The organism is Acinetobacter sp. Gutcm_16, from assembly GCF_028649355.1.
GTDB lineage: Bacteria > Pseudomonadota > Gammaproteobacteria > Pseudomonadales > Moraxellaceae > Acinetobacter > Acinetobacter johnsonii.
Genome location: NZ_JAQSUV010000016.1, coordinates 97567 through 121200, shown reverse-complemented (window position 1 = coordinate 121200; position 23634 = coordinate 97567). Strand labels below are relative to the sequence as shown.

At 42.9% G+C, this 23634-nt stretch carries 19 protein-coding genes; 8 read left to right on the top strand and 11 right to left on the bottom strand.

Going from position 1 to position 23634, the window contains the following annotated elements; all coding sequences use genetic code 11:
- Positions 1–494: 494 nt before the first annotated feature.
- The 3 genes from PTT44_RS02660 to rluB are packed head-to-tail and all read left to right on the top strand — an operon-like array spanning position 495 to position 3024.
- Positions 495–1289 carry a segregation and condensation protein A gene (locus PTT44_RS02660; protein WP_216076692.1) on the top strand — a complete coding sequence of 265 codons (795 nt, stop codon included), beginning with the start codon at positions 495–497 and terminating at the stop codon, positions 1287–1289.
- Entirely contained in the window at positions 1289–1876 is a 588-nt protein-coding gene (gene scpB / locus PTT44_RS02655) for an SMC-Scp complex subunit ScpB (RefSeq protein ID WP_010327370.1), read from the top strand. Before PTT44_RS02660 ends, scpB begins: the two co-directional genes overlap by 1 nt.
- A 41-nt stretch (positions 1877–1917) precedes the next feature.
- Positions 1918–3024: a 23S rRNA pseudouridine(2605) synthase RluB gene (gene rluB / locus PTT44_RS02650; RefSeq protein ID WP_010327371.1), complete on the top strand. Its 1107-nt coding sequence runs from the start codon at positions 1918–1920 to the stop codon at positions 3022–3024.
- 165 nt (positions 3025–3189) lie between these two features.
- Here the strand turns inward: rluB and PTT44_RS02645 are convergent, their stop codons facing one another.
- Genes PTT44_RS02645 through PTT44_RS02620 form a run of 6 tightly spaced genes read right to left on the bottom strand, consistent with a single transcriptional unit; the run spans position 3190 to position 12684 of the window.
- The gene (locus tag PTT44_RS02645; RefSeq protein WP_168158214.1) at positions 3190–4920 is read right to left on the bottom strand and encodes an ABC transporter ATP-binding protein; all 1731 of its coding nucleotides are present in this window, start codon (positions 4918–4920) and stop codon (positions 3190–3192) included.
- A gap of 10 nt (positions 4921–4930) precedes the next feature.
- The gene (locus tag PTT44_RS02640; protein ID WP_168158215.1) at positions 4931–6076 is read right to left on the bottom strand and encodes an ABC transporter permease; all 1146 of its coding nucleotides are present in this window, start codon (positions 6074–6076) and stop codon (positions 4931–4933) included.
- 7 nt (positions 6077–6083) lie between these two features.
- On the bottom strand, positions 6084–7022 hold the full coding sequence (locus PTT44_RS02635; protein ID WP_168158216.1) for an ABC transporter permease: 939 nt from the start codon (positions 7020–7022) through the stop codon (positions 6084–6086).
- A gap of 11 nt (positions 7023–7033) precedes the next feature.
- Entirely contained in the window at positions 7034–9049 is a 2016-nt protein-coding gene (locus PTT44_RS02630) for a M3 family metallopeptidase (RefSeq protein ID WP_168158217.1), read from the bottom strand.
- A gap of 24 nt (positions 9050–9073) precedes the next feature.
- A complete protein-coding gene (locus PTT44_RS02625) occupies positions 9074–10882 on the bottom strand; it encodes an ABC transporter substrate-binding protein (protein ID WP_168158218.1) in 1809 nt (602 codons plus the stop codon).
- A 17-nt stretch (positions 10883–10899) separates the two neighbouring features.
- On the bottom strand, positions 10900–12684 hold the full coding sequence (locus PTT44_RS02620) for an ABC transporter substrate-binding protein (protein WP_168158219.1): 1785 nt from the start codon (positions 12682–12684) through the stop codon (positions 10900–10902).
- 760 nt (positions 12685–13444) lie between these two features.
- Between PTT44_RS02620 and PTT44_RS02615 the strand changes: the two genes are divergently transcribed.
- From PTT44_RS02615 to PTT44_RS02595, 5 genes are all read left to right on the top strand, one after another.
- Complete coding sequence (locus PTT44_RS02615) at positions 13445–16126, top strand: TonB-dependent receptor (protein WP_168158220.1); 2682 nt, start codon at positions 13445–13447, stop codon at positions 16124–16126.
- 141 nt (positions 16127–16267) lie between these two features.
- The gene (locus PTT44_RS02610; RefSeq protein ID WP_168158221.1) at positions 16268–16966 is read left to right on the top strand and encodes an energy transducer TonB; all 699 of its coding nucleotides are present in this window, start codon (positions 16268–16270) and stop codon (positions 16964–16966) included.
- Positions 16967–17000: 34 nt separating this feature from the next.
- Entirely contained in the window at positions 17001–17882 is an 882-nt protein-coding gene (locus PTT44_RS02605) for a MotA/TolQ/ExbB proton channel family protein (protein ID WP_168158222.1), read from the top strand.
- An 18-nt stretch (positions 17883–17900) separates the two neighbouring features.
- A complete protein-coding gene (locus PTT44_RS02600) occupies positions 17901–18326 on the top strand; it encodes an ExbD/TolR family protein (RefSeq protein WP_078389253.1) in 426 nt (141 codons plus the stop codon).
- 18 nt (positions 18327–18344) lie between these two features.
- A complete protein-coding gene (locus tag PTT44_RS02595; RefSeq protein ID WP_004695313.1) occupies positions 18345–18761 on the top strand; it encodes an ExbD/TolR family protein in 417 nt (138 codons plus the stop codon).
- Positions 18762–18825: 64 nt separating this feature from the next.
- Here PTT44_RS02595 and bioD read toward each other — a convergent pair whose 3' ends face one another.
- The 5 genes from bioD to PTT44_RS02570 form a co-directional block, all read right to left on the bottom strand.
- Positions 18826–19470, bottom strand: coding sequence for a dethiobiotin synthase (bioD, locus tag PTT44_RS02590; protein WP_168158223.1), 645 nt, complete (start codon positions 19468–19470; stop codon positions 18826–18828).
- Positions 19467–20246: a malonyl-ACP O-methyltransferase BioC gene (bioC, locus tag PTT44_RS02585; RefSeq protein ID WP_168158224.1), complete on the bottom strand. Its 780-nt coding sequence runs from the start codon at positions 20244–20246 to the stop codon at positions 19467–19469. The genes bioD and bioC overlap by 4 nt, the downstream gene beginning before the upstream one ends.
- A gap of 7 nt (positions 20247–20253) precedes the next feature.
- Positions 20254–21411 (bottom strand): 8-amino-7-oxononanoate synthase, encoded by a 1158-nt coding sequence (locus PTT44_RS02580; protein WP_168158225.1) that lies wholly within the window; start codon positions 21409–21411, stop codon positions 20254–20256.
- Positions 21408–22727, bottom strand: coding sequence for an adenosylmethionine--8-amino-7-oxononanoate transaminase (gene bioA / locus PTT44_RS02575; protein ID WP_168158226.1), 1320 nt, complete (start codon positions 22725–22727; stop codon positions 21408–21410). The genes PTT44_RS02580 and bioA overlap by 4 nt, the downstream gene beginning before the upstream one ends.
- A 105-nt stretch (positions 22728–22832) precedes the next feature.
- The gene (locus PTT44_RS02570) at positions 22833–23579 is read right to left on the bottom strand and encodes a hydrolase (RefSeq protein WP_168158227.1); all 747 of its coding nucleotides are present in this window, start codon (positions 23577–23579) and stop codon (positions 22833–22835) included.
- Positions 23580–23634: the final 55 nt, after the last annotated feature.

The following is a 23634-nucleotide window of genomic DNA, read 5'->3' as shown; positions in this document are numbered from 1 at the left end:
CGATGATCTGAGATTGATCAACACCCAAAAGCTTAAGGCTTCAAAGTCTAACGTTTAGGGCTGCGCTGAAATACATTCTTCGTATTTCAGCGCTATTCTTTAAGGCATTCATCCAATGCCTATTTTATAGGCTGCTTTTGAGATTCATAATGCCGCACTATGCAGCCTCATCTAGCTACTTACAATAAATCGATTATTTTTCAAACCACAGGACTAGGCCCTAAGTCCGTCATGTTCTCTTAAACCCAACCCATTTCTGCAGATTTAGCCACGACATCAGCAAATAAAAAGCATCACACAAATAAATACTCTCTATTTATTTACAGCTTTTTTTGTTATTTGGTCGGTGAAATCATGTATTCACACCGCAATTTGTTTTACACTAAGCCCTATTAAAATTATGTATTTTTTAAATCACCTCTACTTTTTCTCCTAAGTACTGATTCGAAAAAACATAATCATGCCTTTGAAAATTCGCGTGGCCAATAACTGTAATGAATCAATCCGTCCATAATGCCATGGAAGATCTTCCACAAATCCGTGTTATGGATGAGTGGCATGACTCCATCCCCGAGGATTTATATATTCCTCCCGCTGCATTTGAAATTCTTTTAGAGCATTTTGAAGGACCACTCGACTTTCTGATTTACCTGATTCAAAAAAATGGCTTTGACTTATTACAGTTAGATATTGCCCCGATTGCAGCGCAATACCTGTCTTATATGGATGCCATGAAGTCGCTGAACATTGAGCTGACAGCAGACTATATGGTGATGGCCGCGCTATTGGCTGATTTAAAGTCACGTTTGCTGTTGCCAAAAGCACCCAATGCAATCCAAGTTGAAAAAGATCCAAAACAAGAGCTGATTGACCGTTTAGAAACTTATCTCCGTATTAAACAAGCGGCTGAACGCTTGGGGCAAATGCCTATATTAGAGCGAGACACCTTCTCAACTAATGTCAGCTTAGGCCAAACTCTAGATAATAATGACGGTCATAATGTGCAACAGCTACGTGATGCCCTGTTTTGTGTATTTAACCGACCTGAGCCGATCACCCATCAAATTGCACAAGAACCTGTTTTACTTGAAGAGCGCATGGCTTTTATTGAAAGCAAAGTCGCTTCAGGTGAAGTTTTAGTTTTTGAATCTTTGCTGCGTCCCATCCAAGGTCGGATGGGCATGGTCGTGACGTTTATGGCCATTTTAGAGTTAACCCGTCAGCAACGTATTCAAATTGTGAGTTCAGGTGTTGAAGCACCGCTTTCGATACAAGGAGTCAAAAAATAATGTTAGAACAAACCGCTCCTGTAACGAACGAAGATAACTTGCATGAAGTACTGATGCAGTTAGAAGCGATTATTTTTGCCAGTGATGCGCCTGTTTCACTTGCACGATTGAAAGAATCGTTCCAAAATCAATACAGCAAACAAGATTTACGCCAGTTTTTACAACAACTTGCCATGCTACAACATGGTCGTTCGATTGAACTGATTGAAACTGCTCAAGGTTTTCGTTTTCAGGTTCGAGCAAAATACCGTCAAATCGTTGCACAAACGTGGCCAGAGCGACCAACTCGTCTCTCGCCATCGCTACTCGAAATGTTGGCCGTGGTTGCCTATCATCAACCCGTCACTCGAGCAGATATAGAACAAATTCGAGGAGTCTCAAATAACAGTCAACTGTTACGCACGTTATTTGATTGGAACTGGATTAAAGAATCTGGTTTTCGTGAACTCCCAGGAAGACCTGCGTTGTTAGTTACGACGCCCCAATTTTTAAATGCATTTGGCCTAAATTCTTTAGGTCAGTTGCCTCCCCTGCAGGATGCCAAGGAAGCTTTTATGGCGCTCGATGCGAATGCACCGAAGTCGTAAATAGGTGAACTGTTGATGATAATTTCTAAGGTTATGCTGTCATGAGTGAAAAGTTGCAAAAGGTACTCGCACGAGTTGGTTTGGGTTCTCGCCGTTATATGGAAGAAGTCATTGCCGCTGGTCGTGTGAGTGTCAACGGCCAAGTTGCCCAAGTAGGCGAACGTATTGAACCAGGTGATGAGCTTCGCATCGATGGTCGTAAAGTATCGTTCCAAATTGAAGATGAAATTCGTCGTCGTGTTCTGATTTACTATAAACCAGAAGGCGAAATTTGTTCACGTAACGACCCTGAGTCACGTCCAACAGTATTTGATCAATTACCTGCAATCGCGAATGATCGTTGGGTGATGGTTGGACGTCTGGATATTAACTCAACAGGTCTACTATTGTTCACAAATGATGGCGAACTCGCGAACCGCTTGATGCACCCATCAAACGAAGTTGAACGTGAGTATGCTGTACGTGTTATGGGTGAAGTGACGCCTCAAATTAAGAACAACATGCTCAAAGGTGTGGTGTTAGATGATGGCCCAGCGAAATTTGAGTCATTCTCTGAAATTGGCGGTGAAGGAATTAACCGTTGGTATCAAGTGGTGGTAAAAGAAGGTCGTAATCGCGAAGTACGTCGTATTTTTGAATCGCAAGGTTTAAAAGTCAGCCGTCTACTCCGTACACGTTATGGCACGGTTATTTTACCGCGCGAACTACGTACGGGTCGTTGGATGGAATTGGACAAAAACGACATCGATAACTTAACCAAAGCGGTTGAGTTAAAACCACGTCAAGGCACTGGTTTGTACGGCATGGCAAAACGTCGTACTGAACGTATGCAAGAAAAACCTATGGCTGCACGTCGTGGTGGTTTCTTACGTCAACAGCGCCGTGACAATGAAGATGAAGGCCAACAACAAGCGAAGCCAGCCTTCAATCGTGAACGCCGTGAAAATCCAAATGGACATAGCCAGCGTCGTCAGGACAATGCACAAACAGGTTATGGTCAACGTGAACCACGCCAAAACTCAGGCTATGCACAACGTGACAGCCGTCCAGAGAACTTTGGCAACAAAGGCACTTATGGTCAACGCGACACGCGTGATGAAAATGCGCCACGTAAACCTTTTGGAAATAAAGGCTTTAAGAAGTTTTAATTTTTAAAGTCAAAATTTGAGCCACCTTCGAGTGGCTCTTTTTATATGTGTTTACGCTGCACAATAAGCCCTCTTTCTGTTCTAGATCAGAAAAAAACTGCAAGCTCCTCATAAAAAACGCCCAACTTATTGAGCATTTTTATTCCTCCGCCAACAACAGCCTATTCATGCCACACTTTGCGGAATGGCGCTAAGTAAGCGTTTAGTATATTCGTGCTGTGGAGACTGGTACAAATCATCCGAATTGGCTATTTCCACCAAATCACCATGATTCATCACCATGATTTGATCTGAAATATATTTCACCACTGATAAATCATGTGAAATAAAGATATAACTCAGTCCAAATTCATCCTGTAAATCTTGCAGCAAATTCAGTACTTGGGCTTGTACCGAAACATCCAAGGCCGAAACAGACTCATCACAAATCAAAATTTCAGGTTTTAAAGTTAGGCAGCGCGCAATCGCAATACGTTGACGCTGTCCGCCTGAAAACTCATGTGGATAATGATAAAAAGCCTGTGCAGGTAAGCTCACGCGTTCCAACAAGTCCAAAGCCATCTGTTTACGTTCAGCATCATTCGCGCCGATATGATGCACCTGCATCGGTTCCATCAAAATCTGCCCGACAGTAAAACGAGGATTGAGTGACGCATAGGGATTTTGGAAAATGATTTGAATCTTGCGTTGATACCGAGCAAACTCTTTCTCTGACATGGTCAAAATATCTTGACCTTCAAACAGCGCTTTCCCCCCTGTTGCCTCCTGTAAGCGCATCAGCAATAATCCGATGGTCGTTTTCCCCGAACCAGACTCACCCACCAAGCCCAAAGTCTTGCCTTTTGCCAGTTGGAAACTCACGCCTTTGACCGCTTGAAACTCCTCTTTGCCGAATAATCCTTTACGACTATAAAATGACTTTTTAAGGTCTCGCACATCTAAAATGATCTCTTCTTGGCCAGTTAAGCCCCGAGATCTTTGTTGAAGTGACTCAACATCGATGGTATGCGTTTCAATATAGTCATCACCCTTTTGCTGCATGAAATCACTGATCATGGGCAAACGCATGGGACGTTTGGACAGTTGTGGACGGCAGTGTAACAACGCTTTGGTATAGACATCTTGAGGGCGTTCAAGCACATCTTTAACCCTACCTTGTTCACGAATTTGACCATGCCGCATTACGATTACCTGATCGGCAATTTCCCCGACCAAAGCCAAATCATGGGTAATAAACAGCATCGACATTTGATGCTTCTTCCGCAACGACTCCAGCAAATCTAAAATTTGCTTTTGAATAGTGACATCCAGCGCTGTCGTCGGTTCATCGGCAATCAATAGTTTGGGTTTACACGCAATTGCCATAGCAATCATGACGCGCTGCTGCTGCCCACCCGACAATTGCCCCGGATAAGCATCAATCTTGGTTTCAGGAGATGGAATCCCAACTTCTATCAAGAGTTCCAAAGCACGTGCACGCGCCTGCTTACGACTCATACCCAAATGTAACTGCAAAATTTCTGCAATTTGTGAACCTACCGTAAACACAGGATTCAAGGATGACATCGGTTCCTGAAAAATCATGGCAATATCTTTTCCGCACTTTTTCCGCATTTCACGGCGCGGTAAGTCGAGTAGGTTTTTCCCCTCAAACAGAATTTTACTGTCCAAAGCAATTTGACTACTTTCAGGAGGTAATAGCCCCATGGTCGCTAGCGATGTGACCGATTTACCACTGCCTGACTCCCCAACCAAGGCCACAGTGGTATTCACTGGAATACTAAAACTGATGCCTTTGACCGTTTCAATGTACTGCTTTTCTTCATTTCTAAAGCTGACACGCAAGTTTTCCACCTGAAGTAAGGCTGGCGCTGTCATATGATTAAGTTCAGACATTCTCATGCTCCTATTTCAGTTTCGGGTCTAATGCATCACGCAGTGCATCGGTAAACATTGAAAATGCAGTGACCAGAACCGCCATTGCTACCGAAGCGGCCGCTAACTGCCACCACTTGCCTAAAATCAACTCACTTTGAGCCTCATTCAGCATACTGCCCCATGACACCACACCAACAGGGACACCAAAACCAAGGAAGCTCAAAATCACTTCTGACTTAATAAAGGCCACCACTAAAATTGACATTTGAACCAGTGCAATATGACTGACATTGGGAAATATATGCACAAAGATACGTCGGCTATGACTCACTCCAATCGCTTTTGCCGCCAGCACATATTCCCGCGAAGTATGCTTCATATATTCGGCACGAATTAAACGATATACTCCCGTCCACCCCGTTAAACCCAAAATCAAAACAATGGATAAAACGCCTTTTTGTTGCAGTACTGCGGCAATCGCTAGCACCAAGAGCAGATAAGGAATCGAAGTAAAAATGTTATAAAACCAGTTCAAGACATCATCGACCCAGCCACCAAAGTAGCCCGAAATGGCACCTAAAACCGTGCCAATCACGACAGCAAAAAAAGCTGCAACTAAGCCAACAATAATTGATGTTTCTGCACCTTTAATGGTTTTCAGTAAAACACTTTGTCCCCATTTGTCGGCACCTAAAATCAGGCTTTGCTTGAGTTCCGCTTGTTGATCTAGTAAATGACCATCCAGCGCTTGGTCAATCGCTTTCATATCTTCAGCTAAAGGATCAACAACCCCATAGTAATCAATAGCCCCCCACACACCCTGTTCAGCAGCAATTTCTGCGTTGAGCTCACGAATGACATCTTTTAATGGATCAACAGGGTTTTCAGGCACAGCCGCTTCGACTTTTCGTGTTTCACTTTGCGTAGCAGGTATCGCTGCTGCAGCGATAAACATAGGCGGTGCATAACTCACAGCGACTTCTTTATTCCAGTCTTTTGCAATCAATCCTGTGGATGACAAAATTAACAGCACCAAATAAAACAGTACGATTAGGAGGGAAAACATGGCGATTCGATCGCGCTTTAAACGGCGCATGGCGAGTTGCCATAACCCTGTAGATGCTGTTGTAGGTTCAGCAGTATCTGGTTTTCTTTTAGTGAGAACACTGAGCATAATTCACCTACTTCAACTGTACACGTGGATCGACCCATTTATAAATCAAATCGGCAATCAAGTTGAAAAACATCGTTGCGAGAGCAACGTACACAGTAATGGCTTTAATCACAGGAAAATCACTACGCTCTACCGCAATAATCACTTCACGACCAATGCCCGGAATACCAAAGAAACGCTCAATCAAAAATGCACCAATCAGCAAAGCAGGTAAACTTGCCATCACGTCTGTAATAATTGGGATTGAGGCATTGCGTAGTACATGCACACCTAAAATGCGCCGTTCACCAATCCCTTTGGCACGTGCAGTACGAACATAGTCTTGATTGACTTCATCCAAAACAAAACTACGATACAACCTTAAAGTCGGGGCAATACTGACCACCAACATGATCAGAATAGGCAATAAAGCATATTTAAACAGGTTCTCGCTAAAGCTATCGCTCCAGCCTTGTACCGGAAACCAGCTCAACTGATAGGCAAAGACATACTGAAAAACAATGATATACACCAATATACTGATCGACATGCCAATCGTACACAACATCATCACCATACGATCCGTTAAACTGCCACGCACCGCTGCCACCGCCAAAGCCAAAATAATAGAAATAATGGTTTGTAAGATCGTCAGTGGAATGAGCAAAGTCAGTGAAGGTCCGAGTCGTGTCGCGATGATTTGCGATACTGACTCCCCTGTACTCCAACTCAGCCCATAATCAAATGTCAAAATCTGCTTAATGAAAATCCACAATTGCACATAATAGGGCTGATCGACCCCAAGCTGCTGTCGGATATTTTCAATCTGTTCAGGATTCGACATTTTCCCTGCCAAAATATAGGCAGGGTCACCACCGACCCAGTTAAACAAGAAGAAAATCAGCAACACCACCCCAAGCATGGTCGGGATCATTTGCCAAATTCGACGAATAATATATGCCAGCATAAAAATGCCCCTTATTTCACCCGTTGACCGGTAATTTCATCGAAAAAGGCTTTGTTATCAGGTTCACGACCCAAAAAGTCTTTGACCAATGCTTTGGCAGGTTTTTGACCACCTTGGGACAAAATCGTTTGACGATAGTGTTGTCCCACTTCAGGATTATTTAAGTTATCACCAAAGGCTGAGAGCATGTCCAACGCCATTACTTCTGACCACATATAGCCGTAATACCCTACTTGATAACCGCCCATGATATGACCAAACTGCCCCGGAAACTCGGTGGTCGGAACATAACCCAAAGCCGTTGCGCCTTCCATTTTTTCCCAAACCTTTAAGGGCTGAACCTCTCGTGCATCACTGCCATGTAACGCCATATCATACTGTGCATACAACGTCTGACGTGCATAATGTAAACCACGCCCATAGCTATGTACGGCATTGAGTTTGGCAATCAGCGCATCATCCACGCGTGGGCACTCAGGTTTGCAGTAGTCTGCCACCTTTGACAAAGTCTCTTTACGTCGTGCCCATTCCTCATACATTTGTGACGGTGCTTCAACAAAGTCCCGTTCAACTGAAGTTCCTGACTGAGATGAAAAACGTGTGTTGGATAAAATGCCATGTAGCGCATGACCAAACTCATGTACAAAAGTTTCTAACTCATCGCTATTTAAACCATTGCGGTTAAAGTTAGTGACCAGTGCTGAAATCGGTTTGCGCCCGGTTAGGCTACTGCCGCCATAAACGCCCCATACCGCAGCATGTCCATATTTGCCTTTACGTGGAAATTTATCCATATATAAACCGCCAAGCAGTTGCCCAGTTTTGGCATCGGTCACATCGTAATATTCCACTTCATCTTGCCAAACATCAACTTTGGCAGGCTTAAACTTGATGCCATACAAGTTTTCAGAAATCGCAAAAAGCCAGTCTTGAGAAGCTTGCGTTGGGAAGTATTGACGTAGTTGCTCTTGATCGACCTGATACTTGGCTTTGCGTAATTTTTCACTCCAATATGCTTCGCTCCAACGCTCAATACTAGCTTGCTCAACAGGGATATTTAAACTTTGCGCTTTAAACTCACGTAAAGTTTGAACTTCCCTTTTCTCTAGGGGCGCCACCGTAGCATGTACATCCGCCAAGAATTTATTCACGGTTTCAGGCGTTTTCGCCATCCGGCTTTGCAGTACCCACTCCGCATAACTGGACTTACCAAACAGTTGTGCTAACTCATAACGTAAGTCCATGGCTTGCTTCAGCAGCGCCAGATTTTTCTCGCCACCACGCCGGGTAAATGCAATTTGATAACGCTTACGTGCATCATCGTTATCTGCCAACTCCATAAACGGCCGATAATCGGGATACTCAAAACCGAGTAAATAATTGCCTTTGTCATTTTTCTTTAAACCGTCGATATAACTTTGTGGCAAGCCTTTTAGCTCATCAGGGCTAAATTCAAGTTTTTCAGGATTATCACGGACATTACGCGCATACTCTTGTTCAATTTTTGCCAGTTCATCAAAAATCGCTTTTAAACGTGCTTGTTTATCTGCTGAAAGCTGTATCCCGGTTTTTTCAAAACCTTCCAAAATATCTTCACGGAACTTGGCTTCAATTGGATCAGCAATTTTTATTTTCTTAATTTGTTGATATAGCTTTGGATTCTGATACACATCGGTTTGGAATTGGCTAATTTTAATTTCACAGTCTTCAGCCGCTTTACGCAGTGCTTCATCAGGGTCAACATTGCTATACAGACCAATCGGGCCATAAAAATCTTCAAATGATGCAAAAATACGATCCCATTCAGCCAATATAGGCGCTGCTGCCGTTTCGTTTTTAAGGGGCTTATTTTCAAACGTTTTAAGTTGCTTTTTCACATCCGCAATTTTGGCATTACACATTGCAGGGATGTCTTTGGCTTGAAAGCTCGGTAATGTTTGGCGCGGTACTGTTTCCGCCAAAACTATCTGATTCATCCCTAGGCCCAACATGCACAATGCAGTGAATTTAAAATGTTGCTTTTTCATCATGACTCCAGTTTTGTTTAATTTCTATTTCTTCAAATCAATATCGATATACATCCACTCTGCGGGCAGTATGGGATGCTTTTTAAAACCAATCACACGCGGTTGTGCCAAGATATTGCGGTAACGCGCCCCAATCACCTGTACAGGCATATACACTTCCAGCAGGCGTGACATTTTGGCGTAGATTGCATCGCGCTCTGGGCTCGGTATCATCTTTTGGGCTTGTTCATATAGGCGGTCATATTCAGGAATTTTGACGCAGCCATTGTTGGTGATATTGATGTTTTTGCCATAAAACAGCTGCATAAAGTTATCTGCATCTGGGTAGTCTGCAATCCATGCCGATGTCTTAAACATGGTTTTACATTGTTTTTCTAATTTCAAAGCTTCAGCAAAAGGCATCGACTTGGTGGTCATTTTAATTTTGACGCTGTCTAAGGTTTTTTTCCAAAACTCGGCCTGTTGTTGACTGCGTAAATTATTGCCCGAAAGCGTCATCTCAATCACCAAAGGTTTCCCATTCGGCTGAGTTCGCCAACCATCAGCAGCTACTTTATAGTGATAACGATCTAACAATAAATTTGCCGCTTTGACTGAGTAAGGAATACTGCTTCGATAATTGGGATCGTAGCCCACCACACCACTTGGAATCGGTGCTTGCAGTTTTTGCGAATCGCCTTTTTGTAAAATATTGATGTAGTTATCGGCTGAAAATGCCATCGCCATGGCACGGCGCAGGGCAATTTTATCTTTACTTAAACCGCCGACCACTGGGTTTTGCATATTCCAATAATGATAGTCAATCGAAGGATCGGTGATCCGTGACAGCTGTACGCCTTTTTTAACCAATTCCGGTTTTAACTTTCCATCTTGCAAGGCTTGAACCGTCAGCTCACCATCTAAGGCAAACAAATCCACTTCATCTTTAATAAAGGACAACCAGCGTGATTGTCCTTCTTCCATCACCTGAATATCAATCTCGCCAATTTGCGGCATCTTTTTGCCTTGCATGGCTTTGACGATCTTTTGGTCCTCAGGCGTACTGGCCTTAAAGTTCCAAACAAAACTTCGGAAATCAGGGTTAGCCTTTAAAATGATCCGCGAACCCGGCGTCCAACTACTGAGCATATATGGCCCCGTTCCTATTGGATGCCCCATGACAAAACCCGCTTTGTCACGATATTTTTCGATGACTTCCCGTGCAACCGCGCCTGTAGGCTGATGCGCAAGCAGCATTGGAAAGTTCTGATCAGGGCTGGTCAGGCGAATAACCAAGGTATAACGGTCTGGTGTTTGCAAACCCGTGACAGATTGGTCGTAATTAAATTTCCCTGTTTTCTGCGCCTGTTTCAGCAAAGCCTCCATCCCTAAGATTCGCCCATCAAGTAACCAACTGTTGGGTGAATGCAAACTCGGATCCAGTAAACGCTTAAAGGTATACACATAATCAGCCGAGGTCAGCTCACGCTTTTTACCTTTAAACACTGGGTCTGCAGCAAAATAAATCCCCTTTTGCAAACGAATGGTATAGGTCAATCCATCCGCGCTCACCTCGGGTAAAGCCACAGCTGTTCGTGGTACCAATTTCGCAGGTGAGGCCAAATAATCATAGGTAAACAACGTTTCAAAAATCGAACCGTTAACATGGGCGGAGTACAAGTCATGCACGCCCGCAGGGTCAAAGCCTGTTTCAGCCACAGGAAAAACATAACGTAAAACTTTTTTCGGGTCGGCAGGACTTTGCGCAAAACTGGAAACTGAACTACTCAGCAGAATGCTGCCTACCCAAATCCCCAAACCCCATCGTTTCAATTTCTGATTTAGATCTCTCATTGTGTTCTACATCTCAATTATTTTTTTATGGGCTGAATATCAAGATATTGCCAGTTGGTGTTCATCATCGGATGTGCCTTAAAACCCTGAACATGTGGATGTAACAACCAATTTCGAATACGACTGTTATGAATAATCCATGGATTATCGGCCTCAATTTGACGACTGAGTTTTTCATAAAATGGCAAACGCTGAGGCGGTGGTAAGGCCATCGCTTGTGTATAAAGTGCATCATAGGCTTTGGACTGGTAACAACTGAGATTACCCTGAGCCGAATTGGGCCCATACAGCAGTTGGGCAAAGTTTTCCCCTTCAGGATAATCGGCAATCCAAGCCCCGCCCCAAATCATATATTTACATTGCATCGCTGCTTTTAAATTGTCAGCAAAGTTACTCACCACAAAGTCGGCACGCAGACCAATCGCATCTAAATTTTTCTTCCACAGTTCAGACTGAATCACGGAACTGGAACTGTTTTCAGTCATAAACTTAAGCGTTAGAGGCTGACCATTCGGTAGCCGACGGTAACCATCTACTCCCTTCTTATAACCGAAACGATCCAGTAATTTATTCGCCAAGAGAGGGTTATAGGCCACGCTACTCCGATAATTCGGATTAAAGCCTTGTACCCCCTCAGGCACCAACATCTCCGACTTCACCGCCTGCCCTTTATACAGTTGTTTAATGGCTTCTGCTTGGTTATAAGCCAGACTAATCGCACGTCTTAATGCAACTTTTTCAAGCCCAAAACCACCCACTGTAGGGTCTTGCATATTAAACATGGTATAGGTGATTTCAGCGTCTTTATTGGGAAAATGTTGAATACCCTGCTTGACCAGTTCAGGTTTGAGTTGTTTGCCATTTAAAGCCTGTGGTACCGCATTGGAAGTCAGTTTGTCAAAATTGAGTTGGCCTGATTTGAACGCGAGCCAGCGAGACTGTTCTTCTTCAATAATACTGACGCTGACTTTGCCGATTTGCGGCATTTTTTTGCCTTGCATCTCCTTGACCAGACGGTTGTCCCAACTCGAACCTGTAGATTTAAAATTCCAAGTAAAACCACGATATTTCGGGTTGGCCACCAGTTCAATACGACTCCGCGGTACATATTTACTCAGTTGATAAGGCCCTGTCCCCACTGGATGCTGCGCGATTCGATCCCCATAAAACTCCACCACTTCCCGCGCTGTTCCACTAAATGTAGCGTAAGCCAAGATATACGGGAAATTATAGTCAGGACGAGTTAATGTGATTTGTAGTGTGTATTTATCGAGGGCTTTTAAACCCGGAATCGCGGCATCATAATTAAACTGGCCTGTTTTCTTGGCTTGAGCAACAGCAGCATCACCACCGACAATTTTGCCTTCAATAAATGAATAGGTCGGTGAGCGGTTTTTCGGATCCATAATCCGCATCATGGAATAAATATAATCCTGCGCCACCAACTCTCGCGGCTTGCCTTTGAAGGCCGCGTCATCGCTAAAATAAATATTGGGCTGAATTTTAAAGATATAGACTTTGCCCTCTTGTTCTATTTTTGGCATCGCCACTGCTGTATTTGGAACCAATTGAGCGGGACGCGCCAAATAATCGTATTTTAAAAGTGGTTCAAAAATGGCTTGGGCAATACTACCACTATAAAAATTATAGGTTTTAACCGTATCAAAACCATCATCAGGCGCTTCATAAGCGATATTTAATACTTTGTTTGGATCTGCAGGCGACTTTGCATAGGCAGAAAAGCCAAAACCCATCGCAAGGGATAAAGCAGCAAGCTTCAGTTTTTTTGAATTCAAGTTCATACCTATACACATCTTTTTTTTAAGCAAGGTGATCTCATGCCATCCATGTTCAATGTCAGTGTTTTATTTTTCAGACAACACTGACAAAAACTTAAAACATAAACCCATGTTTTATAAATTAAATTTTAATTATCAAAATTTAAAAAACGGTCATGGGCAAATATTCACCTCAGTAACAAAGCGAATATCATGCCACGCCTATTTTTTTATCATTCTAATTTAACATTTTGTAAGAAAAATATATGGATATTAATTAGTTATAAATGAGAGTCTCAACTCACATCGAAACATTTTGCCAATTAGTAGCTATTTTTAAACATTCAGTTTAAATAAACTATTGCACAGATTTAATACACCAATGATTCAAATTCGAACATCACAAGAACTACAAAAAACCAAATAAAATATCTCAAGCATTTATTTATTAAAGATAAATATTAATATTTCAGTATAATTACAAATAATATTTTGTATTAAAAATTCAAAAAATCACGACTCATTTTTGATCACTTATTATATGAATAATCATTTTATGATTATTTTTTAATCGATTTATAAGTAATTTTTTGCCATTTTAATTTTTTAAATTCTAGAAAAATGAAAACAAGTTACATAAATCCACATAAATAATAAAATAAAACAATATTTTCCAATAACTTAATTCACAGTCTTTTGTCTATCCCTGAAAGTTGGCATTTGCCTTGCACTCCCTCAGCACAGCAATACCGCTAAATATAGAAAAAGAAGGGTTGAATTTACGATGCAAAAAAACAAACTTGTTCGATCTATGGGGACCCCAACCATCAGCAAATCAATACTTAAACTAAGTACCCTGACTTTAAGTATGATGTGTTTGTCTTTAGCTCATGCAGAAGAAACCGAAAGCTCAGTCTCAGCAGAACCAACTAAAAAAGTTGCTAAAGTGACTGTCACTGGCTCCTCTATCAAAGGAGTTGCAGCTCAAAGTTCTTCACCCATTACCGTCATTAAAGTTGAAGAGCTTGCGCAACAAGGCGTCACAACTGCCGAAGAAGCCTTAACCAAAATCAGTGCCAACCAAGCGGGTTACACAACCGCGCAAAACGTGGGGGCAAGTAATACCTCTGGTTCAACAGCCAACTTACGTGGCCTAGGTCCAGACAAAACCTTAGTATTATTAAATGGTCGCCGTTTGGCTTATAGCCCTTTTAGTACCTCTGAAACCAACCTCAATACAATTCCTCTAGCAATGGTTGAACGCATTGAAGTCCTCCGAGATGGTGCATCCGCGGTATATGGCGCAGATGCCATTGCTGGGGTGATCAACTTCATCACAAAAAAACAATATGAAGGTTTCGGTATCAGCAGCGGTGTACTCAAACCCGAAGAAAAAGGGGGGGAAGAATACGATGTCTCTATCTTTGGTGGCTATGGCGACTTAGACGAACAAGGTTTTAACGTATATGGCGCAATCAGCTACCAAAAGTCTAAAGAAATTATGGCCAAAGACCGTAAAGTTAGCCGTCGTGGTGGGCTTTTACCTGAATTAGGGATCGATGCTGGCTCTGCGAATGGTTTTCCTGCTAACTTCTATGACCCAACCAGTGGTGTATTAGCCAATCCTTACGGTAATGCCAACTGTAATAACACTCCTAATGTCGTTGCGGACGATGGCCTGTGTTTTTTAAACACTCAAGCCTTGATTGGTATTCAACCAGAAACAGAAGACTTATCGGCACTAGGTCGTGCAACTTTCAAACTCAGTGACCAATTCAACGCGATTGCTGAATATGTATATGCAAAAAATGAAGTCACTACCTCAATCGCACCCGATGTCTATAGCCGATCTGTGACACTTCCCAAAGGAAGCCAATATTATCCAGGGGAAGGTATCACTCCTGCTGTTCCAGGTTTAAGTGGGGACCCTTTACAACTCTACCTACGCTCACAAGCAGGTAACCGTGTTTCTAAGACAACCAATGAATCACATCGTATTTTTGCAGGGATTGAAGGTGAAGCATATGGCTGGAACATCGACAGCGGCGTGACCTATGCAAAAGGTAAAGCAAAGGACAGTTTCGTTAGTGGCTATTTAAATCGTAGTCAACTGCAAGAAGGGCTAGATAACGGCACCATTAACCCCTTTGGTCCTTCAGCGGATTCAAGTGTTTGGAATTCATTAGAAGTCAGCGGTACGACCAATGATGCGACCTTAGACTCCACCACCTTTGACTTTACGATCAGCCGTCCAATTTTTACCCTTCCTGCGGGTGACGTGGGTTTTGCCTTCGGCGGTAGCTTTACCACGCAAGACTGGGAAGCAAAGGTAAACTCAGACCTTGTTCGACTTGTCCCAGGTAGTGGCATTGACCCTGACAAACCTATCAGCAAGGGTGACCGCGACATTACAGCCGTTTTCTCAGAGCTACAAATTCCGATTACCTCCACTTTAGAAGCGCAACTTGCAGCACGTTTTGATGACTACAGTGATTTTGGCGACACCTTCAACCCGAAAGTAGGTTTACGCTGGGAACCTTTAAAACAATTAATGTTCCGAAGTACTTACAGTACAGGTTTCCGTGCTCCAAGCTTATATGAAATTAATGCGCCGCAAAGCCAAACTTACACGGGGGCAAAATACGATGACCCTGTGCTCTGTCCAGGTGGCGTAGCAACTTCACCGCAATATCAAACAGAATGTAATACCCAATTTAAGCGTATGCAAGGCGGTAACTCTGAGCTTCAGCCCGAAGAATCAACCACATTTACAGCAGGCTTTGTTTTTGAGCCCCTTAAGAACCTAGTCTTAGCGGTCGATTACTACAATATCGAAATCGAAAATCTTATTGGCTTAACGGGTGAAACTTCCATTTTCGAAGATCCAACCAAATATGCAGATCGCTTTGTGCGAGATGCAGACGGCCGTATCCAATACATCAATACCACGTTAATGAATACAGGTGGCATCAAAACCGAAGGGATAGACATTAGCTTGGACTACCTCACTCCTATGACATCAACCGGTCGGTTTGGCTTTGGAATTAATGGAACATATGTCATCAAAAATGACTACCAAGAAGAAAAAGATGGAGACTGGGAGGGCTTAGTGGGCGTTTATGATGACCCTGCTGTACTGCGCTGGAAACATACCGCAAACATCAATTGGAGCTATGAAGACTGGAAATTGGTCTTTGAACAGCAATTTTTCCGAGGCTATCACGACCAAAATGCAACAGGTGAAGAAGGCTTTGATAATCACAAAGTCCCCGACTATACCCTCTACAACATTGCAGGCACCTATAAAGGTTTCAAAAACTTAACCCTAACGGGTGGCATCAAAAACCTATTTGATGAAGAACCTGCTGCATCAAATGTTCTCGATAACTTCCAATACGGCTATGACCCACGTTACAGCGACCCAACAGGACGTACTTTCTATGTAAGAGGTACATATACGTTCTAAGCGGATCTGAGCCACAGATTGAAATATTCAATCTGTGGTGATGTTTATACATGCTCAACTTTAACCAGATATATATGGATTTTCCCAAGTGCAATCCAATGCTTTTAAAAAGTAGATTTGGCTTAAATTTTAGGAGTAATTATGGGCACTACATTTGAAGATTTAGAAAAAAACTCCGCCAAAAAACTCACAGGTATTGGCATTGTGATTTTCTTACATGTTCTTGTTGGCTTGGTGCTAATGGCGGGCTTGGCAAAAGATATTGTCAAACCCTCAACCGAACCTGTGGAATTGATCATTCTGCAAGATATCAAGCCACCTGAGCCTGAACCACCTAAAGAAGTTCCACTAGAGCCACCCAAAATGGTGGAAAAAGTAGCGCAGCAACCTGACCCCAAACCTGTAGAAAAAGCAATCCCAGTGCAAAAAACAGTTGCTACACCCGTCACTAAACCGACGATAAGCACGCCGACGCCAGTTGCATCATCGCCTTCTCCAAGCCCATCTCCAACCCCAACACCGACTGCCGCTGCTCCATCACCTGCACCCAAACCCACAGGTGTTACACGTGGAGTATCGGAAGGTGAAGCTGGATGCAAAGCTCCAAGCTATCCACGCGAAGCAGAGATGAGTGGTATTTCAGGCACCGTACTGATTTCGGTCTTTGTCGATACCAATGGTAAGGCGCAAGAAGTCAAAGTGAAACGCTCAACAGGTGACCGTACTTTAGACCGAGCAGCAACGAAAGCGTATAGCTTGTGCACATTTAAACCTGCAATGAAAGATGGCGTAGCTCAAAGCGCTTGGTTCGACATCCCATACGAATTTGTTCTCGAATAATTGAAAAAGATCAGCCGACATTAGGAGTTACACAATGCAAAAATTAAAAAACTTTACCGCAGCAAGCCTACTTGGAATGAGCACATTACTTCCTCTACAAGCTATTTTTGCAGAGGAAACAGCTGCGCCCACTACAGCAATGACTACACCAGTCACTGCGACTGAGAAAGCAGCAACACCTGTTCCCCCACCCTTAGCTGAGAAAGCACCTTCTGCTTCAGAAAAAGTACATAACCCTTATGGCTTAGAAGCAATGTGGAAAGAAGGTGATCTGGTGTCTAAAGTGACACTGTTTATTTTGGTGATTATGTCGATTGGGACATGGTACATCATCATCACCAAATGCTTACAGCAAGGCAAAATCCGCAAACAAGGCCAACATGCCGATAAAAACTTTTGGGAAGCAACCTCTCTCGATACTGCAACTGAGGGTTTAGATGATGCCAGTGTGTATCGCTTTATTGCTGAAAAAGGCATTAAATCCACAAAAAACCATGGTGGAACATTATTAGAGCGTATCGACTTTAATACTTGGGTCACTATCTCGATTCAACGTGCTATCGACAAAATTCACAGCCATTTAAGTGGTGGGCTGGCTTTTCTAGCAACTGTAGGTTCAACCGCACCTTTCGTGGGTTTATTCGGTACCGTTTGGGGAATTTACCATGCGTTAACCGCGATTGGGGTATCGGGTCAAGCTTCTATTGATAAAGTCGCAGGCCCTGTCGGTGAAGCCTTAATTATGACTGCAATTGGTTTAGCCGTGGCTGTTCCAGCAGTGCTTGGTTACAACTGGTTAACCCGCCGGAATAAAGCCGTAATGGAAGAAGTCCGTACCTTTGGTTCAGACCTGCATGCTGTGTTGTTAAGTGGTGAAATCAGCACCAACAATCCTGTTAACCGTGACATGAAATAAGAACATGAGGAATCAGCCATGGGAATGACGGTAAATTCAAATGACAGCGATGATGATGTAATCGGAACCATTAATACCACACCATTGGTTGATATTATGTTGGTTTTACTGATTATTTTCCTCATTACAGTGCCTGTTGCGGTTCATACCGTGCCAGTCAATTTGCCTGAAGAAAAGAATGTGCCTTATGAAACCAAACCTGAAAATATTCAACTCGCAGTCAATAAAAATGGCGATATTTTCTGGAATGAGAGTTACATTGCCGACAAAGCCACTTTACTGGCACGACTACAAACAGAGGCACAAAAGAGACCTCAGCCCGATGTCCACATTCGTGGTGACCAACTTACGCCATACGATGCGATTGACCAAGTCATTACTACCACGCAGCAAGCGGGGATTGGCAAAATTGCCTTTGTCACCACACCGCCCTCTTCACCTTAATCAAAGAAGGATTCAGCTATGGGTATGAATGTTGGTTCCAACCAAGATGATGAAGATGTGATGCTTGATGTCAACATGACGCCTTTGATTGATGTCATGTTGGTATTACTGATTATGTTCATTATCACGATTCCATTGCCAAACAACGCCATTAATATCAACCTCCCGAATGGCACACCACCACCAGTTCAGGAAAAACCACCTGAAATCGTGGAACTACGCTTAGATGCTCAAGGTAAAATGTTTTGGAATGAACAAGCTGTGGAGTCCAAACAAGCGCTCGAAGCCTTGTTTCAAACCGTTGCTCAAAAAGCAGATCAAGACCAAATTAAACTCAAAGCTGACCGCGCAACGGAATATAAATACATTGCGATGGTCATGGCCGCAGCCCAACGCCTTGATGTAAAAAAAATTGGCGTCGTGAGTAATCAATAAATAAAACCGTCAAAAAAACCGCTGACAACTTTTGCTGTTAGCGGTTTTTTTATGACTCTACAAATTACTTCAACACGGGAATATCGATCCACAAGGCTTGCGGAAAATGTGTCGCCAAATAAGCTTTTAAATAGGTCGCAGTATCTTTAGAAATGAGTTCATCTTGTGACTCATCATTTAAGTTATAGGCTAAAGCGTAAAGCTCTAAACCACGACTTTTCAGTGCTTCTAAACTTAAAATAGTATGGTTAATACTGCCCAAACGCCCTGAACTTACCAAAATGACAGGCAGTTGCTTGGCTGCAATATAGTCAATGCTAAGCAAATCTGTGGTTAAAGGCACCATCAAACCACCTGCACCTTCTAACAACACCACCTCATATTTTTCAGCCAGCTGCTGAGTAGCACGCTCGATTTTTGCAAAATCAATCTCACGACCATCAATTTTAGTCGCCAAATGTGGCGATGCAGGATAACTAAAAATTTCAGGCATGGTCAGCTTACTGTCATCTTCAGGGAACCAACCCATACCCATAATTTTACGGTGCTGTTCAATGTCTTCAGAAACATCAACATTGCCCGTTTGCACTAGCTTTTGGGTAATGGTTTTTTGGCCTTGTTCATTCCAAAGCTTGGCTAAGTAGCCCGTGGTATAGGTTTTCCCAATGCCTGTATCGATTCCACTGATAAAGTAAACTGATCCAGTCATGGCATTCTCCGTGCAATACAATAAATAGGGTGATAACTCAGGCGATAATGAATCTGTCCTGATGTATCGAGTTGTGAAAATTGTCGATAATCTTGATAAAAGCGTTCAAGCGAGTGCTTGGTCCAACGAAAGCTCGATGCAGTTGCCGTGACACCTGTGGCTTTTAAATGTTGCAGTACCTGTTTCGGTGTCGCAAAGTCTAAGTACTCAATCTGTTCAGACAAATGCAGAACTTCAAAGCCTTGATTTTGCAATTTTTCCCGTAGTTGATCGAGGTTGACATAATCTAAGCCTTGCCCCGTTAAGGTCTTAATCTCTTGTAAATTCCGCTCCCCAAAAGTGGAAAAACAAAACAGCCCTTGTGGAAGCAGACTGTCATTCGCTTTCTGAAAAACAGCATCAAGATCCGTCATCCACTGCAACGCAGAGGTCGATACAATCAGTTCCAAATGAGCTGGAAAAACAAGCTGTTCAATGTCACCCAATAACCAGTCTATATTTGAATAACCCTGAAAGTGCTGCTGCACCTCTGCATATAAGTCATTCAATAGATAGTGCTGAATTTGGAAATCCTTCAGCAAAAGATGGCTTAAATTGCCTGAACCACAACCAATTTCAAACACCCGATCAAATTGCGTTTTAGTGGCATAACATTGGATTAAATTAAAAAGCTGGCGTGCAATTTGCTTTTGCACAACCGCATGCTCACTATAGCTTTGCCCTGCCTGAGCAAAGCGCAATGCGACTTGTGCTTTATTAATCTCTAAATTCTTCACGACTCACTCACAACAACTGAATCAACTGATCTAAATCAGTATGGCGAACTTGAGCAGTTAAGGAAATGCGTAGTCTAGAACTATGCTGCGGCACAGTCGGTGGTCGTACAGGCATAATATAAAAACCTGCTTGTTGCAAAGTTTTCGCCTTCTCCACCGTTTTGCTTGAATCCCCGATGATTACAGGGACAATTTGAGACGTTGATGGACAATCAAAACCTTTGGCCTGAACTGCTTGCTGTAGATGCTGACTGATACTGTGTAAATGCTGACGTGCATTATTTAACTGCAAGATTTGTTGCAAGATAAAGTTGCTCCACGCCATGCAGATCGGCGGTTGTGCCGTACTAAAAATCAATGGGCGCATCGTATTGATCAGATAGTCTCGAATCACAGGGTGACAAATCAGATAGCCGCCGATTGAAGCCATGGCCTTACCCAAAGCACCAACTAAAAAGTCGATCTCATCAATCACTTGGTATTGCTCAGCACAGCCCAAGCCTTGCTCACCACGTACGCCAATACCATGTGCTTCGTCGACATAGAGCATGACTTTTTCAAACTGTTTTTTGATACGGACCAGTTCAGCCAAATCGGTTTCATCACCATCCATACTAAAAATGGACTCGGTCACCACAATAATCCGCTCAAAAGCATCATCGGCATGATACTTGTGTAAAAGTTGGGTTAAATGCGCCAAGTCATTATGGCGATAACGTACCAACTTCGCTGTCGATAAACGAATACCATCAATCATGCTGGCATGGATTAATTTATCAGCCAGAATTAGAGTTTTACTGTCCGCTAACGCAGGTAAAATACCAATATTCATGTGATAGCCGCTGTTAAATACCAAAGCCGCTCGACCATGAAAAGCTTGACTCAGACTGCTCTCAAACTGTTCATATTCAGGAAAATTACCCGTCAATAAACGTGAAGAAGCTGAACTCATCCAGCGCTGCGCATTCGGTGTTTCATCGAAAAACTGTTCTCGTAATTCGATATTTGCAGCCAATCCTAGATAATCATTCGATGCCAAATTCAACATCTCATGATCATTAATTCGAATCATCCGCCCTTGCTGCACATTGGACGTAAACCGGCGCAAATTGCCTTGTTGTTTAAGGATATCCAACTGCGCTGCAAAATGCTCTACATGCTTCATACAACAGGCTCCTGCATCTGCACCACCACTTCAACCAATTGCTCAAGTAAGGTCTTCAGCTCATGTGAGGTAATCACATAAGGGGGCATCACATAAACCAGTTTTCCAAATGGTCGCACCCAAATACCACGGCGGACAAACTCTTGTTGTAAGGTCTTCATATCCACATTAAACGTCAGCTCAACCACACCAATGGCACCCAATACACGAACTTCATAGACATATTCAAGTGACTGCAACGGTGTCAAAGCGGTACGAAGTTGTGTTTCAATGCGTTGAATATTGCTTTGCCAATCTTGTGAAATGAGGAGTTCTGTACTTTTCGCCGCCACCGCACACGCCAAGGGATTGGCCATAAACGTTGGGCCGTGCATAAACACACCCGCTTCGCCTCGACTGATGGTTTCAGCAATATGCTTTGTGGTTAAGGTTGCAGACAAGGTCATATAGCCGCCTGTTAAACCTTTACCCATACACATAATGTCAGGTTCGACCTGTGCATGCTCCCAAGCAAAGAGTTTCCCCGTACGCCCAAAACCCGTCGCAATTTCATCAAAAATCAGTAAAACACCATATTTTTCACAGAGCAATTTGGCCTGTCGTAAGTACTCAGGATGATAAAAACGCATCCCTCCTGCACCCTGAACAATCGGCTCAATAATCAGCGCGGCGATACTTTCATGCTGTGCAGCTAAGGTGTTTTCAAGCTCACGAATGTCCTTCTGATCCCATGCTGCATCAAAGGCAACTTGCGGTGCAGGAACAAAAATACGATTGGGTAAACTTGAGCCAAAAATTTGATGCATCCCAGTGACAGGGTCACAGACCGACATCGCATTCCATGTATCACCATGGTAGCCCGAACGCGGGGTGACAAAATTGGTTTTGTCTTGTTTCCCAAGCGAAGTCCAATACTGAACTGCCATCTTTAACGCTACTTCAACCGCAACAGAACCTGAGTCTGCATAGAAAATTTTATCTAAACTTGGCGGGGTGATTTGCAACAGTAATTTGCCCAGTTGAATGGCGGGATCATGGCTAAAACCACCAAACATAATATGCGACATGTTTTGCAGCTGATCTGTCACGGCCTGATTCAGTTCAGGATGGTTATAACCATGTATGGTGCACCACCACGAAGACATCCCATCAATCAGCTGACGACCATCATCTAACTCAATGGTTGAACCAAAGGCTTTTTTAACTTTAAAGGTGGGGAGCGGATTGGTCATCGAGGTATAAGGATGCCAAATATGTTCCCGATCAAATGCTAAGTCATCCAACTCACCATCCAATTTGGCATTGATCTCAGTCATCCTTAACTCCATATCGACTACAGTTACAGCAAAATTTCAGTTTGACTGATCTTAAACCTGCACGCATCAAAAAGAAATTGCGATATTCGCCACTCAGCGAATTGTTTAATCCATTTTTTGTAAATATTGGCAGATTTTGTCAGTTACTTCATCGGCATGAAAAACTGGAAGCCCATGTGAACCACTTAAAAGCATCGCATCTAAAAAATTTGCACCTAAAGCTTTTAAATTATCCAAGACTTTGTAGCTAACTAAAAAATCTTGTTTAGCCAGCAGGTGGAGTTGATGCCCCGTATAATTGTGTAAGATCTCAACCGTATTTAAATGCTCTAAGCAATTGAGTCCCTGTTTTAACAGATCTAAAGACTGAGGCTGAATCAAACTTTGCAACTGTAAAAAATCTTGCTTGTTGGTTGCTGTCCCTTGACACACCATAAATCCAAATTTCTTTAAGGTTGCAATCGCATCTGCTTCAAAGGATTGTTTAAAGTTTTGAAATGTCGCTGGACTCATCGCGGTTGGCCAGTTTTCATGCGCCACAAAGCACGGATTTGAAGCCAGAGTAATTAATACTTTTTGCTGTTGATACTGCTGTTCAACAGCCGCGACCAATAAAGTTGCCAGTTGCCCCCCCAAAGACCAACCTATAATGACATCAAAATCTTTGGCTTGTTCAGCATGTTGCTGCAACACCTGTGTATCCAATCCATTAAAAATATTGATCAGCTCAACCGAATGGCCTTTATGCTGCAAAGCATGAGCCAAAGGTTGTAGTAACTTGGTCCCACCACCCCAGCCCGTGATGAGTAAAATACGTTGATTCAATGCAGACTCTAAAACTGTAAATTTCAAACAGTATAAAACCTCAGACTCCGTTGCAAAGCAAGCCCTTTGAATGAACAGCAAA